This is a genomic window from Haloarcula sp. S1AR25-4 (genome assembly GCF_031624555.1).
Classification (GTDB): domain Archaea; phylum Halobacteriota; class Halobacteria; order Halobacteriales; family Haloarculaceae; genus Haloarcula; species Haloarcula pellucida.
Genome location: NZ_JAMQOR010000001.1, coordinates 890773 through 911193, shown reverse-complemented (window position 1 = coordinate 911193; position 20421 = coordinate 890773). Strand labels below are relative to the sequence as shown.

Below are 20421 nucleotides of genomic sequence, written 5' to 3'. Positions count from 1 at the left end.
CCCCGAAGCGTCGTCCACGTGACGAGACGTTAGTGCGTGTGTACGGCACATAGAGTTCGAACGAGACGAGCGATGGCGAGGGTGTTCTCGCAGTTCGAACTCTCTCTGCTATATTCTATCGCACACAAGTCCGTGAGCCACGAACCGTTCGCGTAGATTCGAACTATGCCACGGGCAACCGAACCGGTACCCGCGTGACGGACTGCAAAACCGCGGGACTACCCGTCGCCGTACTCGTCGACGATGACGACTTCGCCGTCCTCCACGCGGACGTTGATGAGCGTCTTCGCGCTGTAGCCGGCCTCGTCGAGTCGGTTCTCGCCGTCGGCTTTCTTGATGACACAGACGATGTCGCGGATGTCGGCGCCGATGTCTTCGAGCGCACCGGTCAGGGCCGCGAGCGTACCGCCCGTCGAGAGGACGTCGTCGAGCACCAGCACGCGGTCGCCCTCGTAGACGTCGTTGACGTACATCTCGTTCTCGGAGTAGCCCGTAACCTGAGAGAGCGCGACTTCGCCGTCGAGCCCGTACTGGCGCTTGCGGACGACGACGAGGGGGATGTCGGTCATCAGGGAGACGGCCGTCGAGAGGTGGATTCCCATCGCCGCGGGCGTGACGATCTTGTCGACGTTCTCCAGTTCCGCTTTCCGGATGATCTTGATGACGATTTCGCGGAGGAGTTCCGGGCGCAGCATCGGGACGCCGTCACTGATGGGGTGGACGAAGTAGTGATAGCCGTCCTTTTCGATGATCGGCGCGTCGAGGAGCGACTTCTTTAGCAGGTCCATGCTGGCGGTACTGCGAGGCCGTACAAAAATTCGTCGTCAACGACTTAGACGAGTCGAAGCAGTTCACCGAGGGCACGAACCATCGGGAGCGCGTGTGTATCGCCGAGCGCGTAGTACTCCACCGCGGCCAGGATGCTGAACAGCGCTGCCGAGCTCGTGGCGAGTCCGAGCAGCACGGCTCCGATACGCCCACTCCATCGCTCGGTGCGACCCGTGAGTGCCCACGCCGAGAGTGCGAGTGCCGTCGACAGCGAGAGGAGGGCGTGCAACTGGAACGCCGCTCCGATACCGTTCACGCCGACGGCGACGGCGACGACGACCAACTGCCCGCCGAGCAGTATCCCGGCTGCCAGCGTCCAGCAGAACGCCCGCCAGTGGGCGTCCAGTACACGCCGGACCGTCGGCAACCGGACGAGGAGATAGACGCCCAGCGGGAACAGGGGGAACAGGTACCTGACGGTCACCTGTGCGTGAATCGGGAGTCGACTCGTGTACAAGAGCGCGACGCAAACGGCGGTGAGCGTAACGTAGACGTCGGTCACGCGAGCCGCCGACAGCGTTCGCCCGGTCAGCGACTTGGGTCGGGACCACGTCTGAAGCACGGGGACGACGGCGGCTACGCCCGCCAACAGCGGCGCGGACTCCAGCAACGAGAGGTTGACTGCTTCGCCGTCGGACTGATTGAGACTCGTCGTGAACGTCCCGGAGCGAACGAACGTCCGCGATACGTCTATGGGGTCGGTGACGAGCGCTCTGGCCCCGACCAACAACTCTCGGAACAGGACGACGAGGGGAGTGGCACCTGCCTCCAGTAGCCCGACGACGGGCGCGAGCGGAGAGAGTACTGCACCGCCGCGTCCGGACCCGCCACTGGTGGCGATACTCCCTACGGTTCTCGCTCCGCTTTCGCCTGCCGCCGCAATCAGTCGCGGCGGGCGAAGTGGCGACCCGGTGACGAGTGTGTTCGTCACGATAAGCGGGACGAGCGACAGCGCGAACGCCGTTGCGAGCACCACCAGCGTCCGCGGGCGATTGTCCGCCGCAGTCGGTACGTCGATGACCGCGAGGACGACGCCAAAGAGGAGGGCTTCCGGCGCGTGAACCCACGCGTAGAGGCCCACGAGAGCGTACGAGAGTGATCGAAACGCCAGTGGGCGGGACACAAGCACGCCGTCGGCGGCTGTTCGACTCCGATAGAGTGCGTACGCGACACCGAGGACGACAGTCGCGGTGACGACGTGGCGCTTCGGGATCGCCGCCCAGAACGCGAGCGGGGTCCCGAACACGAACAGGACCGCCGCCAGTGAGCCAGTTCGAACGGTGTGTAGCCGCGCGACCAGTCGATACAGCAGCACGGGTGCGAACGCAGCGACGGCCATGTGGAACAACTGGAGGGCGTGGAGGTGGGGAGCGGGGTCCATCGGCCGGGCGATGGCGACGTTCGACGCGAACAGACAGAGGACCGCCACGGCGCCGCCAGCCGTGACCTCGCGGCGCTCTGTGAGACGGCCCACCTGCACGAGGAGTGCCAACAGCACCAGCGACCAGAGCGCCACGAGCGCGATGCGGAGGTCGGCGACGGCGTCGAGTGCTTCGAGACCCCAGAGGAACGGCAGCGAGAGCACGAGTACCCCGTAGTTGCGTGCGATCACGGACCCGCCGTACTCCTCGGCCCCCGGCGTGTTCAGCCCCGGTCCGTACACAGCCTCGGTCAGGAAGACGTTCCCGTTCGAGAGACTGTACAGCCCGTTCGCGAGCGTGTAGGTGTCGGTGATGAAGACGGTGGTCCGCCAGAACAGGGCGAACAGACAGAGGCTCGCGAGGAAGAGACACAGGCCGATTCGGTCCCCGAACAGGACCGACCGGAGCGTCACCCACGCCGACGACCGCACGTCGGCGTGGAAGCGCCGGTTCGGTACCGTGTCTGCGCTCATCCGACCACCTCGACGGTGACGGCCCGTTCGGCTACGACCCGACGGCTACGGGAGTCCTCGACGACGACGCCGACCGTACCGTGGTACGTCTCGTTCGTGAGTTCGTTCTCGTCGAAACTGTCGGACTGTATCGTCGCCTCGTAGCGCTCCCCGACCGACTCGCTGAGGAAGTGGACGGTCGACCGGGTGTAGCCGAGTTCGTCGATAGCCAACCGGTACACCATCGTCGGTGACCCCGAAAGCGTCGAGAAGCGAACCGCCGCTGGCGGGACGGTGAGATAGTACCCGTCCTGTCCGAACGAGGCGCGCTCTATGGTCACCCGGTCGGGAAACTGCACCTCCGCGACTGTCACGTTCCCCGTTCCGTACGCGACGTCTCGTTCCTGTGTCAGCGAGACGCCGGGGACCAGCGGTCCCGAGACGAGCGCAGTAACGACGACGACGCTCGCCACCCCGACCACGACGGCGCGCGCGTAATCCATCGTTACGTAGCTCTGAAGAAGTGTAGATAAAAGCATCGCGGCGTGGCCGTCGCTACCGGGCTGAAAAAATACGAGAAAGGGAAGCGTATCGATTACGCTTCGGGTCCGTCGTCCTCTGCAAGCGTTGCAGACGTGTCGCCTTCCGGCGGTTCGTAGACGACGCGAACCTGGTAGTCATCGTTGAGAGCGGCGTCGATAGAGCTACCGGCGCTCACTTCAGTCAGACCCTCTGCGGTTTGCCAGTCATCGCTGCTGTTAGAAGCATCTAGGTCTATCCCTGGGCCACCCCAACTAGAGACGAACCCACTCCCACGCAGGTAGAGGCTGTTACCTTGGATGGTGTCACCACCGTCGTGCGTGATAGTTAGTACACCTTCGTCAGTTCCCCCGACGCTCTCGTCGTAGTCGAAGGCGAAACTCGCCTGTGGTGTCGTCTGCTGTGCCTGGTCGCCGAGTCCGAGGACGAACGACGCGATGACCGCCGCGAGGATGACCGTGATAGCCACCATCAGGATGACCCCGATGACGGGCGAGACAGCGTCGTCGTCGTTGATCAGTTGTTTCAGATCCATGTGTATGTATCCGCGCACACCGCAGTGTGTCGTTTCCCGAGCGATAATCCGTTCTTAACCCCACCACGTGAGGGAGTATCGCTCGCGAAGGTGTGCTGTCTCATCCCCATGGGGTGGGTGTACTTATACCCACACCACGTTTTAGACCTTCAAGGACGGCCTGAAACCCCTCAAGACCCACCTGTAAACCGAAAAACCGGGCTCGACGGCGGCGTGGATAAAACCGCCCGAGCGACCGCCGATTATTGCACGTGAATACTGGCGTCGTCACCTGTCCTCGCCGTCGACGAACTCGGTCAGCGTCATCTCGCGACCCAGCACGGTGTGATACAGCGCGGAGCCAGTCAGGACGACGGCCATCACCGTCGCCCACACGAGCGGCGGCAACAGCGTGAAGGGGTAGACGCCGACCCACAGGATCACGACGACGGCGAGACTGATCGCACCGAACGAGAGGTAGTACTCTCGCCACGGGAACTCGCTGCCGGGGACGATTTCGAGATACACCGTCAGTTCGTTCGTCTGTGGCGTCGTCGCGATGATGCCGCTGTCCGCGTCGTACTCGACGATGCCCGTCTCGTCCATGCGCGGCAGATGGGTCTGCTGGAGCGTCGTGTAGACGCGCTTGCGCTGTGCGCTGGAGACGTCGACCGACTCGCACTCGTACTCCCGCGATGCGACGTGCGAGGCGAGGTCGCCCAGCGTTACGGGCCCGCCATTCTCCCGGAGGTACTGCAGGACGTACCGTCGGCGCTCGTTCTGGAGCACGTCGAAAATCTCGCCCTTCGAGAGCGCGTCCGTCGAGTCGTCGGCCGGGTGGGCCTGTGCCTGCTGGCTCATGAACGGGTCACGCCCCTCCGCCCGGCCTGAATCATGTGTCGTAGTGATGCGAGTCGATAGTAATAATCGGTGCGGTCCGCTAGCCGTGCGCGCTCCGTCCCGAAAGAAAGACGGCTACGTGTTTAAGCGTCCGGACCGCTCCACTCGGCGAGCGTCGCGGAGTTGCTGCCCTCGGCGGACTCGTAGACGACGCGGACGGTATCACCGCTGTTGACGTTGACCGCGATGCGGTTTCCGGCTTTGATGCTCGACTGTGCGCTGTACCAGCTGTTGCCGCTAGAATCAGTCAAGGAATCCCATGCACCGTCGTCCTGTGACCCCCGGACGTAGAGGTTGCTGGCGACGATACTGTCACCGCCATCGTGGGTGATGTTTAACGAGCCGTCCGCACTGTCTGTACCACCGTCGTACGCTGTAACCGTACTCTCTTCAGTGTAGTCGAAGCTGAAACTCGCCTGCGGCGCGGTGTTGCTGACCTGGTCACCCAGACCGAGCACGAACGTTGCAATGACCGCTGCGAGGATGACTGTGATGGCGACCATCAGGATGACGCCGATGACCGGCGAGACGGCGCCGTCGTCGTCGAAGAATCGTTTGATATCCATGGTTAATCTTGTGTCCGACACGTTCGAGACGAACAGGGAACGACGAGGCGTTGCTCGTCCCGAAGTGTCCTTAGCCGGTAAACAGCGCGTATGCATATAAATGGACGGCACTAATTATCCACTGTGAAAATACCCGTAGCTATCAGGGCAACAGCAGCAACGCAACTGTGACGAAGACCGCAAGTACGAGGATACTGAATCCGATACCGGCCCGAAGCGGGTAGGCTGGGTCGTCCTCGTCGACACCGACGACCCGGCCGTAGAGCGCGTTCGGGTCGGTGACTGCGGCGGTGAGTACGCGAGTCGCGCCGACGACGGCCCGGTCGACCGCGGCGTACAGTTCCGTGACGCCGACGACCAACGCACGCGTGCCGTAGAACACCGCGGGATTGTACAGCGAGTCGACGTCGGGTACACGGCCGAGTTTCGAGAGGGGTTTCTTCGTCACCGCGAAGCCGAGCAGTCCGAGGACGGCGAGGGCAACCCCTTCGACGACGTGGGGGATAGTGTAGGTCTCGTAGACGTGCGAGACCACGTCGCCGTCGGTCACGTCGAAGGGCAGGAGGCTGAACAGCGCGTGGTCGAAGACGCCGTAGAAGACACACAGCGCCGCGACGGTCAGCATGGCGACGCTCTGCAGGCGGTTGGCGTCGGGGACGCTGCCCTCGTACTCGCCGTGGAAGAAGGCGTAGTAGCCGAACTTGATGAACGACATGAACGTGCCGACGCCGCCGAGCAGGAGCAGCCACTCGAGCGTGTAGAACTCGCCGATGGGCAGCGGCCCCTTCGAGAAGTGGTAGTGGCTCGCCGAGATGACGATGCCCTTGCTGACGAAGCCGTTGAAGTACGGGAACCCGGCGATAGAGAGCGCCGCGACGGAGAAGGCTCCCGCGGTGATCGGCATCTCTCGCCAGAGGCCGCCGAGTTTCTTCAGGCTCTGCTCGCCGGTGCGGTAGATGACGACGCCGGCGGTCATGAACAGCAGGCCCTTATAGAGGATGTGGTTGAACACGTGGGCGAACGCGCCCGCCTGTCCGAGCGCACCGCCGATGCCGACGCCGGCGATCATGTACCCGACCTGCGATTGGATGTGATAGGACAGCAGGCGGCGCATGTCGTTCTGGAACAGCGCGAACATCGCGCCGAAGACGGCCATGCCGCCGCCCATGTACGCGATGGCGACGTTCCCCTCTGGGAAGGCACGGAACATCCCGTAGACGCCGGTCTTGGTCGTGAACACGCAGAGGAAGACGCTCGCGGCGACGTGGGGCCGCGGGTAGGTGTCGGGGAGCCACGCGTGCAGGCCGATGAAGCCGACGTTGACGCCGATGCCGATTGCCGCGAGCGCCGCGGGAAGGCCCGCCGTGATGCCGGCCGTCTCGGGGCCGTTCGGGACCGACGCGAACAGGAACGTCCCCTTCGCCACGTACGTCTGGAGAATCGCGGCCATCAGGAGCGTCCCGCCGATGCCGTGGAGCAGCGCGTAGCGAAAGCCCGCTCTGACGGCCTTCCCGCCGTAGTGCCACACCAGCAGCGTGCTGGTGACGGCCATCAGTTCCCAGAAGAACAGCATCGAGAGCCAGTCACCGGCGAAGACGGCCCCGAAGCTGGTCGCGACGTACGAGAGGGCGAAGCCGGTCTGCGTGGTGTCGGCGTCGCTGGCGTAGGAGTACAGCACCGCGACGGCGGCGATGAGGCCGAAGATGAGTCCCATCAGCCGCGAGAAGTCGTCGACGTTGAACAGGACTGCTTCGAACCCGAGGAACGTCGTCTGGAAGTGCGCGCCGGTCGGCACGAACCAGACCCAGCCCACCGCGAGCGTGGGCACGAGCGCTCCGAGGGCGTGCCCGCTCCGGCGCGGCAACAGCGCGACGAGTATCGCCACGGGGAGCAGGACGGCGACCGGCGGGACGAGCGTCAGGAACTCGGCCATCAGAGCACCACCCCCGGCAGATTCCCGACGACAGTCTCGACGATTCGCAGGAACACGACGCCCCGTGGGACGACCCCGAGCAACAGCGAGAGCGTCGCCGCCGTAAGAATGGGGCCGAGCATGAACCACGTGCTCTCGGCGCCGCGCCAGTTGCGTTGGTCCCAGCCACTGGCCGGCGGCCCGCCGTGGTGTTCGACGTTCTCACGGTGTTTCCCGAGGTGGTCGACGTGTTGGGGTTCTGGGACCTCGTCGTCTCCGGCCGCCGCTTCCTCGGTCGCCGGGTCGACGGTCTCGGCGTCACCGCCGTCCGCTCGAACCGAGCGACCGCCGAGGACGGCTTCGACGAGCGGTTTCTCGTCGTGGCCCTCCGGGGACTCGAAGTACGCCTGGTAGACGATGGGCCAGAAGTACGCGATGTTCAGGACCCCGGAGACCAGCAGGGCGGCGGCGAAGACGAGGCCCCCGCCCTCCAGCGCGCCGATGACGAGGTACCACTTGCTGACGAAGCCGGCGACGAGCGGAATCCCGGCCATGCCGGCCGCAGCGACGCCGAACGCGGCCATCGTCAGCGGCATCCGCTTGCCGATACCGGCCATGTCGCTGATGTCGTCGGTGTGGGTCTCGACGTGGATCGCGCCCGCACAGAAGAACAGCGTGAGCTTCATGAACGCGTGGGCGGGGATGTGGAGCAGGCCGCCGACGAGGGCGTCCCCCTCCAGCAGCGCCAGCCCGAGGACGATGTAGGAAAGCTGGCTGATGGTCGAGTACGCGAGCCGGCGCTTGAGGTTGTCCTGTCTGAGCGCGATGACGCTCGCGGTCAGGAGCGTGAACGCGGCGACGGCGGCCAACGGCAGGTCGACGCCGAGGTCGCTCATCAAGTCCGTCCCGTACACGTCCAGCACGAGGCGAGCGATGCCGAACACGCCGCTCTTGACGACGGCGACGGCGTGGAGCAGGCCCGAGACGGGCGTCGGCGCGACCATCGCGTCCGGGAGCCACGAGTGGACCGGCATCAGCGCCGCCTTCACGCCGAACCCGGCCGCGAGCAGCGCGAACGCCGCTCGGGCGAGCGTCGGGTCGGCCGTCGCCAGCGCTTCGATACCGCCCGGCGTGAACGCCGTCGTCCCGGTGAGGAAGAACACGAGGACGGTGCCACCGAGGACGGCGACGCCGCCGCCGAACGTGTACGCGAGGTACTTCCGACCGGCCGCACGTGCCTCGTCGGTCTCGTCGTGGGTGACCAGCGGGTATGTCGACACCGTCAGCAGTTCGTAGAAGACGAACAGCGTGAGCAGGTTCGCCGAGAAGGCGACGCCCACCGCGGAGGCCAGACTCGCGGCGAACGACGCGAAGTACCGGGTCTGGGCGTGTTCGTCGAGCCCGCGCATGTAGCCGATGGAGTAAAAGCTCGTGACGATCCACAGCAGACTCGCCAGCGCGGCAAAGAGGATGCCCAGCGGGTCCGCGCGCAGGGCCAGTTGGATGCCGGTGGCGAACTGACCGAAGGAGAAGACGTACACTGTCCCCGAGAGCACGCCCGGAACCATGCTCGCAACGATGGCGAACTTCGCCGCGGCGACGGTGAGCGTGACGCCTTCGCGGACGTTCGGTCGCCCCTTCAGCGAGAGGATGATCGGGATGGCAACGGCCGACACGAGTACTGCGAGCAGCGGTCGGATGGATGCGACGTCTGTCATTGGTTCAGAAGTGGGGGGAGCGTCTGTTCGAGCAACTGTTCGAGCGCGGGGACGGCGGCGGTGAGCGCCACCGCGAGGACGGCCGCGAGGACGACGACGGCGATCATCCCCGCCGAGACGCTCGCGCCGCCGTCTGGCCGATAGCCAGACGAGGATCGGGAACCGTCGGTCCCCTCACCGCCGTCGGCGACGGCGGCGTCCTCGCGGATGGTCGGTTCGGCGAAGTAGAGCCGTTCGACCAGTCGGGCGAAGTACGCCAGCGTCAGCAGCGTACTCGCAAGCAGGACGGCGACGACGGGCCAGAGGCCGGCCTCCACGGCACCGACGACGATGTACCACTTCCCGAGGAACCCGACGGCCGGCGGGACGCCGACCATCGCCAGTGCGAGGACGGCGAAGGCACCGGCGGCGATGGGCGTCCGTGCGGCCATGCCGGCGTACCCGCCGATCGTGGTCGCACCCGTTTCACGCTCTATAATACCGCTGGCGGCGAACAGGCCGCCCTTCATGATGGCGTGGCCCAGCAGATGGACCGTCGCGCCGACGACGGCGATGGGCGTCGCGATGGTGAACCCGGCGATTACGAGGCCGAACTGCGAGACAGAGGAGTACGCGAGCATCCGCTGGACGTTGGTCTGTGAGACGGCGAGCGCGCTTCCGGCGACGATACTCACCGAGGCAAGCGCCAGCAGTGCCCAGCGGGCACCGGGCACCGCTTCGAGGAAGTCGACGGTGAACACCGAGAACAGCAGGCGAGCGAGCGCGTACGCCGACACCGTCGAGACGAGCGCGGAGATGAACGCGCTGACGCTGTCCGGCGCGTTCGCGTAGGCGTCCGGTTGCCACGTGTGTAGGGGAAACAGCGCCACCTTCACCGTCAGGCCGCCGACCATCAGGCCGAACGCCGTCAGGATGAGCGTCGAGTCGTAGCCGCCGGTCGCCGTCGCCAGTTTGTCCGCGAGGTCGGCCATGTTCAGCGTCCCGGTGGCCGCCAGCGCGTAGCCGACGCCCAGCAGGTACAGCGACGCGCCCACCGTTCCGATGATGAGATACTTCAGCGCGGCGACGGCCGAACTCGCCTCGCGGCCGCTGGCGACGAGGCCATAGGCCGCCAGCCCGGTGATTTCGAGGAAGACGTAGAGGTTGAACACGTCGCCGGTGACGGTCATCCCCGTGAGGCCAGTGACCAACAGGAGGAACTGGCTGTAGAAGGCGTTCGAGTGCGGGCCGGCGTGGCGTGCGTAGGCGAGGACGCCCAGCGCGACGGCACTTATCAGGACGACGACTGACGCAGAGAGGCCGTCGACGACCAACTCGATGCCGTACGGTGCGGCGAACCCGCCGACGGCGTAGGAGACGCTCCCCTCGGTCCAGACGGTCCAGCCGAGCAGTCCGGCCAGCGCCGCGTGGACGAGGACCGTCACCGTCGCGACGAGCCATCCGGCGCGGTCGGTAAACAGGCTAGCTACCAGCGGGACGGTCCCGCCGACGATGGGCAACACGACCAGTAGGACGGGGAGATGCTCAATCATAGTAGAGTTGCTCCAGTGTCTCTTCGTCCAGCGTCCCGTACTCCGAGTAGATGCGAACGATGAGCGCGAGCGCTACCGCCGTCAGACTCACGCCGACGACGATGGCCGTCAGGATGAGGACGTGCGGCAGCGGACTGACGTAGGGGCCGCCGCCGTCGGTGATGACCGGCGGGTTCCCGCCGGTGCGGTAGGCCAGCGTGATGAAGAACAGGAAGATGCCCGTCTGGAAGACGTTCATCCCGATGACCTTCTTCACGAGGTTCGCCGACTCCACCAGCATGTACAGACCGATGCCTAACAGCAGGACGACGGCGTAGTAGTTGTAGTGCGTCGTCAGCAGGTCCAGTTGTAACGGCGTCATGCTTCACCCTCCTCGTCGACGACGTGTCCGAACCCGGCCGCGAGCAGGAAGAACAGGCCGATGGCGACGCTGGCGACGATGCCGCCGATGCCCAGTTCGACCAGTTCGATACCGTACTTGCTCGCGTGCGAGAGGAACACCTCGTACTCGGTGTACTGGAGGAACTGCCCGCCCAGTACGATGGTACCGAGGCCGATACTGGCGAAGGTGAGGACGCCCCCGGCCGCGAGTGCGACGACGACGCGCACGTCCAGCCACTGTCGCGTGGATTCGATACCGTAGGCGAACGCGAGCATCATCACGACGGACCCGGCGATGACGCCGCCCTGAAACCCGCCGCCCGGGGAGTCCGCGCCGTGGAACATGATGAACAGCGCGAACGTGAGGACGAACGGCGCGACGACGCGTACCGTCGTCATGATGATGGTGCTCTCGACGTAGAGGCCGGGTTGGTCGTCGACGCTCATGCGAACACCTCCCGGCGCAGCACCGACAGCGCGGCGACGCCGGCCGCGAACACGACGACGGCCTCGCCGAGCGTGTCGAACCCGCGGTAGGCCGCCAGCACGGCGGTGACGGCGTTTTTCACGTCGGTCTGTTTGTAGGCGTTGTCGAGATAGTACTGGGTGACCTCGCCGCCGACGACGGGCGCCGTCGGGTCGCCGATGGCCGGCAGCGCGGGCACTGTTGCCCCCATCACGAGGACGAACCCACCGACGAGTACCAGCGTCCGGGGGTTTATGGATTCGAGCAGACGGTCTGCGTTCGGCGTGACGGTGTTTGCAAGTGCCACGAGCAACAGGATGGTCATGATGCCGGCCCCGACTGCGGCCTCGGTCAGGCCCACGTCGGGCGCCTGTAGGATGAGCCAGAGGATGGAGACCCCGAGGCTGTAGGCGGCAAAGGACATCACCGACGCCAGCGTATCACGGAGCAGGGCAGCCCCGAGCGCACACCCCAGGACGAACAGGAGCAGTGCGCCTTCGAGGAGGGTCAGGGTCATGTCTCTCCCTCCTCGTCGTCGAGCGTCCACGGTTCGATACCCTGGTCCTGGGCCGCCCGGGCGATCGCGTGGGCGGCCGTCGGGTTCGTGAGGAACATGAATACGAGGAGGAAGACGGCCTTCGCCGTCGAGATGCCCGACTGGAGGGCCAGCGCGGCGGCGCCGACGGTGAGGACGGCACCCAGCGTGTCGCTTTTCGACGCCGCGTGTGCGCGAGTGTAGACGTCCGGCAACCGGAAGATGCCCATCGCTGCGACCCCGCCGAAGAACGCGCCGAGGAGCGCGAGGGCGACGATGCCCCACTCGACCGGCGTCATAGCACACCCCCGTGCTCGACGTTGAACTTCGAGAACGCTATCGAGAGCAGGAAGTTCAGCAGGGCGTACACCAGGGCCACGTCTAAGAACACCGACTGGTCGAACGCCGCCGCGACCAGTGCGATGGCGATGACGGTGTTGGTCCCCATGACGTTGACCGCGATGACTCGGTCGTGGATGGTCGGGCCGACGAAGACGCGGTACAGCGCCACGAGGGCGAAGACGACGAACGCGGCCGCGATGGCCAGCAGGGCCGTCGAAAGCTCAACCATCCTGTCCCTCCCCGCCGTCCCCGCGTTCGCGGGGCGACGCGATGGCGGCGGCTTCGCGGCCGTAGAAGACGAACCTGACCGCACGCTCTAAGCTCCCTCCGAACAGGTCCTCGCGGGACCCGGCGGTCAGCGAGTGGATGTCGAACGCGCGGTCGGAGACGCTCACCGTCAGTGTCCCCGGCGTGAGCGTGATGCTGTTTGCCAGCGTCGTCACCGGGGCGTCACCCCATACCGCCGCCCGCAGTTCGACGATCTCCGGGTCGATGGGCAGGCTCGGGTGGAGCACGACGTAGGCGATCTGGAGGTTCGCGACGGCGATCTCCTTGAGCAGGTACGGGACGAACAGCAGCATCCGAGCGAGTTGCTTCCCGACGCGGACGACGGACGGCTGTTGGCTAAAGGCGACGGGTGCCAACAGCACCGCCGCGAGCGTCGCGGTGAGGAAGCCGGTGAGGAAATCGAGCGGCTTCCACGCGCTCAGCAACATATAGAACAGGTACGACGCGCCGAAGACGGTGACGTACTTCGGGAGCGAGGCGGCCCGCGTGAGGACGGTCGTCTCGGTCCGTCGCTCGACGGGTGCCTCCGCTACGTCGACGTCGCCACGTGTCAGTTCGAGTTGCAGCGGTCGCAACATCGGCGTCGCGCCACCGGGGCTGTACTCCGGGTCGAGGACGATCCGGTCGACTCCAACGTCGGCGGCGTATTCGAGTATCGCGTCCGCGTAGTCGCCGGGACTGAAGAGATAGCGGTCGGCGCCCAGCACCGCCGTCTCGACGCTGATACCTGCCGGCGGGTCCTCGCCGAGGTCTTCTTCGACCCACAGCTCGACTCGATCGAGCAGTTCGGAGGCTTCGGCGAGTTCTTCGGGGGCGTCCGGGTCGACCGATCGGGTGCTGGCGATATCGACGAAGTGGAGTTCGACCGGGCCGTCGGTGACCGCCGTCTTGGCTTCGTCGACGACGTAGGCGACGGTATTACGAAGCGTCACGGAGTCGTCGACCGGCACCAGTAGACGGTGGGCGTCAGATGCAGTCACGGTAATTTGTGAGAATCCTATCTCTGGGTGATTGACGCGCGCTACAGTCGTTACCGAAAGCGAGCAACGGGATACGCAAAACTATTTCGCAATCATTCGGTTGTCGATGGGCGTTCACCCAGTTCGTCGGCGAGTTCTCGAGCCACCCGCACGCCGAGGCCCTGCTTGTCGCCGACGTACTCGCTCGTCTCGTCGGCCCGGACGAGGAGTGTGCGGGTGTCCGTCTCGCCCATCACGCTCGCGTCGTTGGCGACGACGAAAGCGAGGCCGACCCTGTCGAGCAGTTCGCGGGCCCGGCCGACCAGCGTCTCGTCGTCACCGGCCGACTCCACCTTGAAGCCGACGATAGGGAGGTCGGGGTTGTCCTCGCGGACGGTGTCGATGAGTTTCGGCGTCCGTTCGAGCGTCAGCGTCAGGTCGTCCTGTCCGCTCTGTATCTTCTCGTCTGCGGCCTCGACCGTGTAATCGGAGATGGCCGCGGCGGAGACGAGTGCGTCGGCCGTCGGAGCCACGTTCGAGACGGCGGCCGTCATCTCTGTGGCCGACTCCACTCGCTCGACGGTGGCGTAGGGCACGTCCGGCCCGTCCTGTACGAGCGTCACGTCCGCGCCGTAGACGTAACAGGCCCGCGCGACCGCCCGTCCGGTGCGCCCCGACGCGCGGTTCGACAGCGTCCGCACCGGATCGACCGACTCGGTGGTCGCCCCGGCGGTGACGACGACGTGCCGGCCGTCGAGCGGCCGGTCCCCGGTGGCACGGGCAACGCCGGTGACGATAGCCTCCTCCGTCGCTATCTTCGCTTTGCCCTCCTCGATGCGCGGGTCGACGAACTCCACGCCCCACGATTCGACGCGCTCGATGGCGTCTAAGACACCGGGGTGGTCGTACATCGGTTCGTGCATCGCCGGTGCGACGACCACCGGGAGGCCCGCTCCCAGCGCCGTCGTCGCACACGTCGTCACCGGCGTGTCGTCGATTGCCGCCGCGACTTTCCCGACGGTGTTAGCCGTCGCGGGCGCGAGGAGGAGCACGTCCCCCCACCCGTCGACGCCACACAGGTCGACGTGTTCGACCCGGCCGGTTAGTTCCGTCACCACGTCGTTCTCGGTGGCGAACTCGACGGCCCACGGGTGGACGACGCCCGTCGCGGCGCCGGTCATCACCGCCCGAACCGACGCCCCCTGTCGGCGCAACTCGTGGGCCAGTTCCACCGTCTTGACCGCGGCGATGGAGCCCGAAACCCCGAGTACGACGTTGACTCCCTGCAACATGACTCACCCTTCGCCGTCACGGCCTAAAAGGTACGGTCCTCACTCCGCCGTCGGGCGACCCTCACGGGCCATGATGGCGGCGGCGAACGCGAGGACCGCGATGACGACGAGTCCGAGCGCGACGGCCGACCTGAGCGCGGCCGTCGGGTCGGCGGCGGGCGCGAGCATCGGGACGAGCAGGTAGCGTGCGGCGAGCGCCACGGCGACCCCACCGGTCAGTACGAGTGCGCTTCCGGTGACGTGGACGAACTGGCTGTCCGTCGAGTCGGCGGCCCGCCCGAGGTGGACACCGATGCCTTTCGCGTGTGCGCCGACGTCCCAGACGAGTATCGCCCCGGCGACACCGAGGACGACCAGCGGCGTGGCAAGTCCCAGTTCGGCGGCGGCGAGCGTCGTCACGAACAGGAGCGCGCTGCCAGTCGCGAATCCGGCCGTCGACGCCGGCACCAGTCCGTAGGCCGACAGCAACGACGGCGTCTGGAGGACGATGCCGACGAGCAACAGCAGTGAGACGGTCCCGCCGAGGACGATGCCCGCCGGGCCGACCAGTGACGCCACACCCGTGGTGTCCGCCGACAGGAGCGTGACACCGAACACCGACGCGACGGTAGTACCGACAAGGGTCACGGCGACGGTCAGCAAGCCGCCGGCCTGTAACGCCAGCGTCCGAGCGGGGTCGTCGCCAAGCCAATCGACCACCCATACCTGTAGGGCGTCGGCGAGGAGGACACAGCACAGCGCCACGCCGACCAGTCCCACGAGGACGTGCAGCGGCCAACTGAGCGCCAGTTCCAGCAGCGGCCCCACGACGGGGACGCTGTCGAGGAACAGGGCAAACAGCGACCGGCCCACGGGACTCAACGCGACGAGGACTTCGAGAGCGAGGACGGCTACGACCGCTCTCGGGAGTCGTCTGGGCGAGACGGCCACGTCGTCTAGCGTATCGAGCGGTCCGTCGGTGCCCGTGTCGGGCAGCCACCCGGAGAGTACCGGGACGACGCGTGTCAGCAGGCCGAGGACGCCGAGGACCGCTAGCTGGAGCGTGACGAACGCGCCCAGCGGGGTGGCGACCGAGACCGCGAGCAGTGTCCCGAAGAACGCTACCAGGACTCCGAACTCGGCGTTCAGGTTCAACAGGACGGCGAGGACGATACCGATCAGGAGCGCGTTCCCGCTCTCGCGCAATGCCGTCCCGAGAGACTCGTTTTCGACCAGTCCGGTCGTGGCGTCGGTAGCGACGACGGCGACGGCGACGGCCAGACCGACGTACACGGGTAGCGCGTAACTCCCGCGGCCGAGGAACAGCGTTGCACCGAGACAGAGCGACCCCGCGAGGAGCGCGACGCTCCCGGCCGCGATTCGCGCGTTCGTCTCTTGGTCCAGCGCCCATGCACCGCCGGCGAGTGCCAGCCCCCCGAGGACGCTCGTCGCGACCGGCACCGGGGTACCGATGCCGAGGCCGATAGCGAGTGCGACGACCACCGCGAGCGTCCCCGTCAGCGCCGCCGTGGATTCGACCGGGCGAGTGTCGAGACCGTTCATGCCGACCACCGCTCCGTGGCCCGCACGAGCGTCTTCGCGAGCGGATCGGTCAGCGTCCAGTCGGCCACGCGGACCGTCCCGCGGAGGTCGTCGATGCGCTCGCTCCGGTCGAACCCGGCGAGGGCGCCACCGGGCGTCTCCGACGCCGTCACGTCGGGACTGACGACGGTCACGTCGTGGCCGTACGCCGCGAGGCGCTTGGCCGCGCCGGCCGCTCGGTCGTCAAGCAACGGGCTACAGAAGACGACCTGTGCCTCGTCGGGGAAGCGACGGTCGAGCATCCCCACGGGGTCGCCACCGTCCGCGACCGGGTCGGCGCTCGCCACGTCGGCGAACGACTGGAAGCGGTGGCGCCCGCTCGCCTCCTCGAGGAACTCGGACGCTACCGCATCGTCACCGCTCTCTGCCGCGAGGAACTCACACAGGCGCCGGTACTGGCTCCTGTCACCGGACGGGCGGAGATACGCGCAGTCGTCGAAGGTGGCGGCGCCGACGCGGTCGTTCTCGGCCAGCAGCGTCCGCGCCAGTTGCTCGGCGGCGTACGTACAGAACTGGACCGCGTTGGGGTCCCGTGGCCGCGGCGCGACCGGGTGTCGCGTGTCGAGTAGGAGGACGACGGTCGCCGCCGCAGTCTCCTGATACTCGACCGTGGCCAGTTCGCTCGTCCGGGCAAAGCGGTTCCAGTCGATGCGTCGCATCGGGTCCGCCGACTGGTACTCTCGGATGCCGTAGAACGAGACGCCGTCGCCGCCCGCTTGTGTCCGGGTTCGTCCCGTCCGCTGGAGCATCTGTGCCGAGAGCGGGATCGACTCCACGTCGGCGCTGCAGTCGATGGTCGTCTCGACGGTCACGGACTCGCGGCACTCCTCGGTCCCTGCGAGGTCGCGGCAGACGACGGTCGTCTCGCCGAAGGGGTGCTCGCCGCGTCGCGCCCTGACGGTGTAGCTAAAGGAGTCGCTGTCGTCGGCGTCGAGCGTCGTCCCGAACCGGGGCGCCCCCTCGACGACCCGGAGGCGTTCGGGAACGCCGTCGACGATACGCACGTCGGGGAGGTACGACCGGCCGTGGTTGTGGACCGTCACGGTCACCGTCACCTCGTCGCCCGGGAGCGGCGTGGCCGGTTCGAGCGTCCGCTCGACCGTCAGTTCGGGTTCCGGCCGCCGGGTCGCGCTCTCGTAGGCGGCGTACACCAGCCCTACCGTCGACGCGACGAAGATGGCCGCGTTCCCCGTGACGAGTCCGACGGCACCGGTCACCAGCGCCACCGAGAGGCCGACCGCGCGGCGCGCGCGCCGTCGCTCGGTCACGCGGGCTCACCTCCCCGCAGGCGCCGGATCTCGTTCAGCGTCGCCTCGACCTTGCGGTCGAACCCCTCCCCGCTGGCCCAGTCGCGCAACTGCAGGCCGAGCGGCGGGTCGGGAACCTCGTCGCCGCCGACGAACGACGCGGCGCGGGGGTCCTCGGTCCACGTCCCCTGCTCGGTGGCGGCCCGTGCGTCGATCGGGTTCGCGTCGGTTCGACGGACCAACGTTCGCTCGACCGTCTCGCGGAGTTGTCGTCGCACGTCGGCGGCGTAACTCGCTTCGAGGCCGTTGTAGGGGTCGACACGGCCGTCGATCCGGTCCAGCGCCTCGTCGATGTCGGTGCCGACGACGGGCTGTGTGGGTCCCTGCATGGACTCGGGGTTGGCCGTCGGGAGTTCGACCGGGTCTCCCCGGTCGCGCTCCTCGGCGTGGTCACGGCTAACGACGCCGGAGAGGCCAACCAGCGCGACGACGATGGCGGCCGCTGGGATAGCGGCACGGAGCGTCGCAGTCGTCCCAACGCTGACCAGTGATTCGGCCAGACCTGGCACCGTCGCGACGGCGACGGCGGCGACCAGTGACGCCAGACCGACGGCGGCGAACACGCGCCACCAGCGACCCGGGTCGTCGCGCTCGACCGTGCCGTCGACTCTCGCGTGTGCCGACCGCGTCGCCGTGATGGCCTCGTCCGGGTCCGCTGTGGTGGCCCTGACCGAGGCCGGCACGTCGTCGGTGGTCTGTTCCGTCGGTGTGTCGGTGGTCACGGTTTCGCTCACGAGTCGTCACCTCCGCCGAAGATGTCTTCGAGGGCGTCGCGAGCGGCTTCGGTTCGTCCGGCCGACGGCGACTCGCCGCCGTACGTGATGGCCCGGAACAACTCGGTCAGTCGCCAGACCGGCCCTTCCGGCAGGCCGACGTCGGTCGCCCTGCGTGCGTACTCGCCGGGAGTCGTCGCAGTCGGGTTGTCGACGGGGACGGCGTCGGTCAACCGCTCCCAGGCCTCGCGTATCGAGGGCGGACCGGGATCGTCGTCCGCGTCGGTGCCCGCTGGGACCGACGAGGCGGTCCGGGCGTCCTCCGTCGTCGGGTCGTCCGGTTCCATGAACTCGGGTCGTTCGAACCCGCCCCGGAACGACGCGAACAGGCCACCGCCGGTCAGACCAGCGAGCGACCGCACCGGCACAACGGCGATAGCGACGAGCGCAGTCGGGAGAGCGGTGAGCGACCGTCCGGCCATCCGGGCGAATGGGACGAGACCGGCCGCGAGGCCGCTCCCGACGCCGCTGACGACCGTTCCGACGCCCGCTGTGACTCGAGCGAGGCCAGCCCCGCCTGTGAGCAGGACGGCTGTCGTGACCTGCGGAATCCGCTGGATGATGCCCGCAAAGGGCAGCGAGACGCGTCCGATCCACGGGAGCGTGATGTCGACGCCGCCGTAGCCGTCGCTGGCCCGGACGAGTACCACGCCGACGTAGCCGACGGCAGTGAGACCGAGCAAGGCGACCAACGTCGGGAGGAACGATAGGTCCGGCAGGCCGCCGGAGCCACCGCCTCGGTCAGGTGGTGCGGGCGTCGGCGTTGGCGTCTGCGTTGCCGTCGGTGTTGGCGTCGGCGTTGCCGTCGGCGTGTCGGGCGCCGGGGTCGGTGCCGGTTCTGTCCCGTCGACGGGGGCCTGTTGCTGAAGTTCCACGTCCAGCGCGGCGGGGAACAGCGCCGTCGCGTAGATGACGGCACCGGCACAGAGGAGGGCCAGAGCGGCGCGGATGAGGCTGGAAGGCACTACCCTTGATTTCTTGCCAACCAGTCTAAAGTATTGTCCTTGTTCAGGCTACGTCTTGACCCACCAGAAGGATTTTGACGTGTTGACAGTAAGGTATCAGTACGCCCCATGCGGAGACTCACCCGCCGTATCCTCCTGACCCTCTCGCTGTTGCTCGCCGTCGACGTCGCCGTCGTCGCGACAGTCGCGTACCTCCTGACGCCGTGGCTCTCGCCGCTACGTGACGCCGTCGCGGCGACTCTCCCGGTCGGTTCCGGCGTCGCGTGGTGGGTCGCGGTCGTCTCGCCCGCCCTCGTCGCGTTCGTCTGGGCGCAGTTACGGTACACGCGCGCGCAGACGCTCGCCGAGGCGGACGCACGCGAGGTTTCACGCGAGGAGTACCCCGACCTCCACGACCGGGTCCAGCGACTCTGTCAGCAGGCAGATATGACGATGCCGACCCTCGCCGTGGCAGAGCGCGACGTGCCGAACAGTTTCGCCGTCGGGACGCTGGGCAGTGCGACCGTCGTCGTCAGCGCGGGGTTGCTCGCGACCCTCGACGGCGACGAACTCGACGCCGTCCTCGCCCACGAGTTGATGCACGTCTCGAACCGCGACGCGACGGTGATGACGCTGGCGAACTTCCTGCCGGCGCTCACCAACGGCGAGTACGGCCCGCTCGACGACCTGCTCCCGGGTGCTCGCGGGAGTCGGCTTCTCGTCGCGGCGGTCGGACTCGCCGTCGCCTACGTCCTCAGCGCCCGCTTCCTCGACGCCCCCTTCGGGTCGGTCTCCTTTACCGTCGGCTTCCTCGTGGTGTTCGGCCTGACAGTCGTCCTCGGAGGGGTCTTGCTGGGCGTGTTCACCGCGCCCGTGGTCGTGCTGGCGCGGTCGCTCTCGCGTGCGCGAGAGTTCGCCGCCGACCGGAGCGCCGCGAAACTCACCGGGAACCCCTCGGCACTCGTCGGCGCCCTCCAGACGCTCGACGCCGACGCGACGCCGACCCCGGAGACCGACAAGCGACGGGCCTACGACGGCGTCCGAGGGCTCTGTTTCCTCCCGTACGGGTTCGAGGACTCGGGCGAGGACGAGTTCCACGTCGAGACGCGTTCGCACCCGCCGACCGCCGACCGCATCGAGCGCCTCGGCGAGGTAGCCGGGGACCTCTGA

21 protein-coding genes are annotated in these 20421 nt (G+C 67.2%); 1 reads left to right on the top strand and 20 read right to left on the bottom strand.

The genetic code is table 11. From position 1 onward, the window contains the following. Nucleotides 1-218: 218 nt before the first annotated feature. The 20 genes from hpt to NDI85_RS04605 all read right to left on the bottom strand — a co-directional run bounded on the left by hpt (nucleotide 219) and on the right by NDI85_RS04605 (nucleotide 19272). The gene (gene hpt / locus NDI85_RS04700) at nucleotides 219-788 is read right to left on the bottom strand and encodes a hypoxanthine/guanine phosphoribosyltransferase (RefSeq protein WP_188994189.1); all 570 of its coding nucleotides are present in this window, start codon (nucleotides 786-788) and stop codon (nucleotides 219-221) included. A 44-nt stretch (nucleotides 789-832) separates the two neighbouring features. Then, nucleotides 833-2722: a hypothetical protein gene (locus NDI85_RS04695; RefSeq protein ID WP_310915090.1), complete on the bottom strand. Its 1890-nt coding sequence runs from the start codon at nucleotides 2720-2722 to the stop codon at nucleotides 833-835. Then, nucleotides 2719-3204: a hypothetical protein gene (locus NDI85_RS04690; protein ID WP_310915088.1), complete on the bottom strand. Its 486-nt coding sequence runs from the start codon at nucleotides 3202-3204 to the stop codon at nucleotides 2719-2721. Before NDI85_RS04690 ends, NDI85_RS04695 begins: the two co-directional genes overlap by 4 nt. A 92-nt stretch (nucleotides 3205-3296) precedes the next feature. Further along, complete coding sequence (locus NDI85_RS04685; RefSeq protein ID WP_166969220.1) at nucleotides 3297-3776, bottom strand: type IV pilin; 480 nt, start codon at nucleotides 3774-3776, stop codon at nucleotides 3297-3299. Nucleotides 3777-4043: 267 nt separating this feature from the next. After that, on the bottom strand, nucleotides 4044-4616 hold the full coding sequence (locus tag NDI85_RS04680; protein ID WP_310915087.1) for a hypothetical protein: 573 nt from the start codon (nucleotides 4614-4616) through the stop codon (nucleotides 4044-4046). Nucleotides 4617-4738: 122 nt separating this feature from the next. Next, nucleotides 4739-5221: a type IV pilin N-terminal domain-containing protein gene (locus NDI85_RS04675; protein ID WP_310915086.1), complete on the bottom strand. Its 483-nt coding sequence runs from the start codon at nucleotides 5219-5221 to the stop codon at nucleotides 4739-4741. A 142-nt stretch (nucleotides 5222-5363) separates the two neighbouring features. Beyond that, nucleotides 5364-7154 carry a Na(+)/H(+) antiporter subunit D gene (locus tag NDI85_RS04670; RefSeq protein WP_310915085.1) on the bottom strand — a complete coding sequence of 597 codons (1791 nt, stop codon included), beginning with the start codon at nucleotides 7152-7154 and terminating at the stop codon, nucleotides 5364-5366. Beyond that, nucleotides 7154-8851 carry a cation:proton antiporter gene (locus NDI85_RS04665; protein ID WP_310915084.1) on the bottom strand — a complete coding sequence of 566 codons (1698 nt, stop codon included), beginning with the start codon at nucleotides 8849-8851 and terminating at the stop codon, nucleotides 7154-7156. Before NDI85_RS04665 ends, NDI85_RS04670 begins: the two co-directional genes overlap by 1 nt. Further along, nucleotides 8848-10383, bottom strand: coding sequence for a monovalent cation/H+ antiporter subunit D family protein (locus tag NDI85_RS04660; protein ID WP_310915083.1), 1536 nt, complete (start codon nucleotides 10381-10383; stop codon nucleotides 8848-8850). Before NDI85_RS04660 ends, NDI85_RS04665 begins: the two co-directional genes overlap by 4 nt. Then, nucleotides 10376-10744, bottom strand: coding sequence for a cation:proton antiporter subunit C (locus NDI85_RS04655; protein ID WP_188994207.1), 369 nt, complete (start codon nucleotides 10742-10744; stop codon nucleotides 10376-10378). The genes NDI85_RS04660 and NDI85_RS04655 overlap by 8 nt, the downstream gene beginning before the upstream one ends. Further along, complete coding sequence (locus NDI85_RS04650) at nucleotides 10741-11211, bottom strand: Na(+)/H(+) antiporter subunit B (protein ID WP_188994209.1); 471 nt, start codon at nucleotides 11209-11211, stop codon at nucleotides 10741-10743. Before NDI85_RS04650 ends, NDI85_RS04655 begins: the two co-directional genes overlap by 4 nt. Next, nucleotides 11208-11747, bottom strand: a complete 540-nt coding sequence (locus NDI85_RS04645) for a DUF4040 domain-containing protein (RefSeq protein WP_188994211.1) — start codon at nucleotides 11745-11747, stop codon at nucleotides 11208-11210. Before NDI85_RS04645 ends, NDI85_RS04650 begins: the two co-directional genes overlap by 4 nt. Beyond that, entirely contained in the window at nucleotides 11744-12064 is a 321-nt protein-coding gene (gene mnhG / locus NDI85_RS04640) for a monovalent cation/H(+) antiporter subunit G (RefSeq protein ID WP_188994213.1), read from the bottom strand. Before mnhG ends, NDI85_RS04645 begins: the two co-directional genes overlap by 4 nt. Continuing rightward, complete coding sequence (locus NDI85_RS04635) at nucleotides 12061-12336, bottom strand: cation:proton antiporter (protein WP_166969240.1); 276 nt, start codon at nucleotides 12334-12336, stop codon at nucleotides 12061-12063. The genes mnhG and NDI85_RS04635 overlap by 4 nt, the downstream gene beginning before the upstream one ends. Next, nucleotides 12329-13327 carry a monovalent cation/H+ antiporter subunit E gene (locus NDI85_RS04630; RefSeq protein WP_396275517.1) on the bottom strand — a complete coding sequence of 333 codons (999 nt, stop codon included), beginning with the start codon at nucleotides 13325-13327 and terminating at the stop codon, nucleotides 12329-12331. Before NDI85_RS04630 ends, NDI85_RS04635 begins: the two co-directional genes overlap by 8 nt. 140 nt (nucleotides 13328-13467) lie before the next feature. Beyond that, nucleotides 13468-14646 carry a bifunctional phosphopantothenoylcysteine decarboxylase/phosphopantothenate--cysteine ligase CoaBC gene (gene coaBC / locus NDI85_RS04625; RefSeq protein WP_310915081.1) on the bottom strand — a complete coding sequence of 393 codons (1179 nt, stop codon included), beginning with the start codon at nucleotides 14644-14646 and terminating at the stop codon, nucleotides 13468-13470. A gap of 39 nt (nucleotides 14647-14685) precedes the next feature. Then, nucleotides 14686-16188, bottom strand: a complete 1503-nt coding sequence (locus tag NDI85_RS04620) for a hypothetical protein (protein WP_310915079.1) — start codon at nucleotides 16186-16188, stop codon at nucleotides 14686-14688. Then, nucleotides 16185-17495 carry a DUF58 domain-containing protein gene (locus NDI85_RS04615; RefSeq protein WP_310915078.1) on the bottom strand — a complete coding sequence of 437 codons (1311 nt, stop codon included), beginning with the start codon at nucleotides 17493-17495 and terminating at the stop codon, nucleotides 16185-16187. The genes NDI85_RS04620 and NDI85_RS04615 overlap by 4 nt, the downstream gene beginning before the upstream one ends. Continuing rightward, nucleotides 17492-18268: a hypothetical protein gene (locus NDI85_RS04610; protein WP_310915077.1), complete on the bottom strand. Its 777-nt coding sequence runs from the start codon at nucleotides 18266-18268 to the stop codon at nucleotides 17492-17494. Before NDI85_RS04610 ends, NDI85_RS04615 begins: the two co-directional genes overlap by 4 nt. Continuing rightward, nucleotides 18265-19272, bottom strand: a complete 1008-nt coding sequence (locus NDI85_RS04605) for a DUF4129 domain-containing protein (RefSeq protein ID WP_310915076.1) — start codon at nucleotides 19270-19272, stop codon at nucleotides 18265-18267. Before NDI85_RS04605 ends, NDI85_RS04610 begins: the two co-directional genes overlap by 4 nt. 108 nt (nucleotides 19273-19380) lie before the next feature. On the opposite strand from NDI85_RS04605, the gene NDI85_RS04600 reads away from it, so the two are divergent. Then, nucleotides 19381-20421 carry a M48 family metalloprotease gene (locus NDI85_RS04600; protein ID WP_310915074.1) on the top strand — a complete coding sequence of 347 codons (1041 nt, stop codon included), beginning with the start codon at nucleotides 19381-19383 and terminating at the stop codon, nucleotides 20419-20421.

Bases quoted from the DNA above. Each gene is read 5' to 3' on its own strand.
- hpt (WP_188994189.1), bottom strand. From the start codon at position 788: ATGGACCTGCTAAAGAAGTCGCTCCTCGACGCGCCGATCATCGAAAAG.
- NDI85_RS04695 (WP_310915090.1), bottom strand. From the start codon at position 2,722: ATGAGCGCAGACACGGTACCGAACCGGCGCTTCCACGCCGACGTGCGG.
- NDI85_RS04690 (WP_310915088.1), bottom strand. From the start codon at position 3,204: ATGGATTACGCGCGCGCCGTCGTGGTCGGGGTGGCGAGCGTCGTCGTC.
- NDI85_RS04685 (WP_166969220.1), bottom strand. From the start codon at position 3,776: ATGGATCTGAAACAACTGATCAACGACGACGACGCTGTCTCGCCCGTC.
- NDI85_RS04680 (WP_310915087.1), bottom strand. From the start codon at position 4,616: ATGAGCCAGCAGGCACAGGCCCACCCGGCCGACGACTCGACGGACGCG.
- NDI85_RS04675 (WP_310915086.1), bottom strand. From the start codon at position 5,221: ATGGATATCAAACGATTCTTCGACGACGACGGCGCCGTCTCGCCGGTC.
- NDI85_RS04670 (WP_310915085.1), bottom strand. From the start codon at position 7,154: ATGGCCGAGTTCCTGACGCTCGTCCCGCCGGTCGCCGTCCTGCTCCCC.
- NDI85_RS04665 (WP_310915084.1), bottom strand. From the start codon at position 8,851: ATGACAGACGTCGCATCCATCCGACCGCTGCTCGCAGTACTCGTGTCG.
- NDI85_RS04660 (WP_310915083.1), bottom strand. From the start codon at position 10,383: ATGATTGAGCATCTCCCCGTCCTACTGGTCGTGTTGCCCATCGTCGGC.
- NDI85_RS04655 (WP_188994207.1), bottom strand. From the start codon at position 10,744: ATGACGCCGTTACAACTGGACCTGCTGACGACGCACTACAACTACTAC.
- NDI85_RS04650 (WP_188994209.1), bottom strand. From the start codon at position 11,211: ATGAGCGTCGACGACCAACCCGGCCTCTACGTCGAGAGCACCATCATC.
- NDI85_RS04645 (WP_188994211.1), bottom strand. From the start codon at position 11,747: ATGACCCTGACCCTCCTCGAAGGCGCACTGCTCCTGTTCGTCCTGGGG.
- mnhG (WP_188994213.1), bottom strand. From the start codon at position 12,064: ATGACGCCGGTCGAGTGGGGCATCGTCGCCCTCGCGCTCCTCGGCGCG.
- NDI85_RS04635 (WP_166969240.1), bottom strand. From the start codon at position 12,336: ATGGTTGAGCTTTCGACGGCCCTGCTGGCCATCGCGGCCGCGTTCGTC.
- coaBC (WP_310915081.1), bottom strand. From the start codon at position 14,646: ATGTTGCAGGGAGTCAACGTCGTACTCGGGGTTTCGGGCTCCATCGCC.
- NDI85_RS04620 (WP_310915079.1), bottom strand. From the start codon at position 16,188: ATGAACGGTCTCGACACTCGCCCGGTCGAATCCACGGCGGCGCTGACG.
- NDI85_RS04600 (WP_310915074.1), top strand. From the start codon at position 19,381: ATGCGGAGACTCACCCGCCGTATCCTCCTGACCCTCTCGCTGTTGCTC.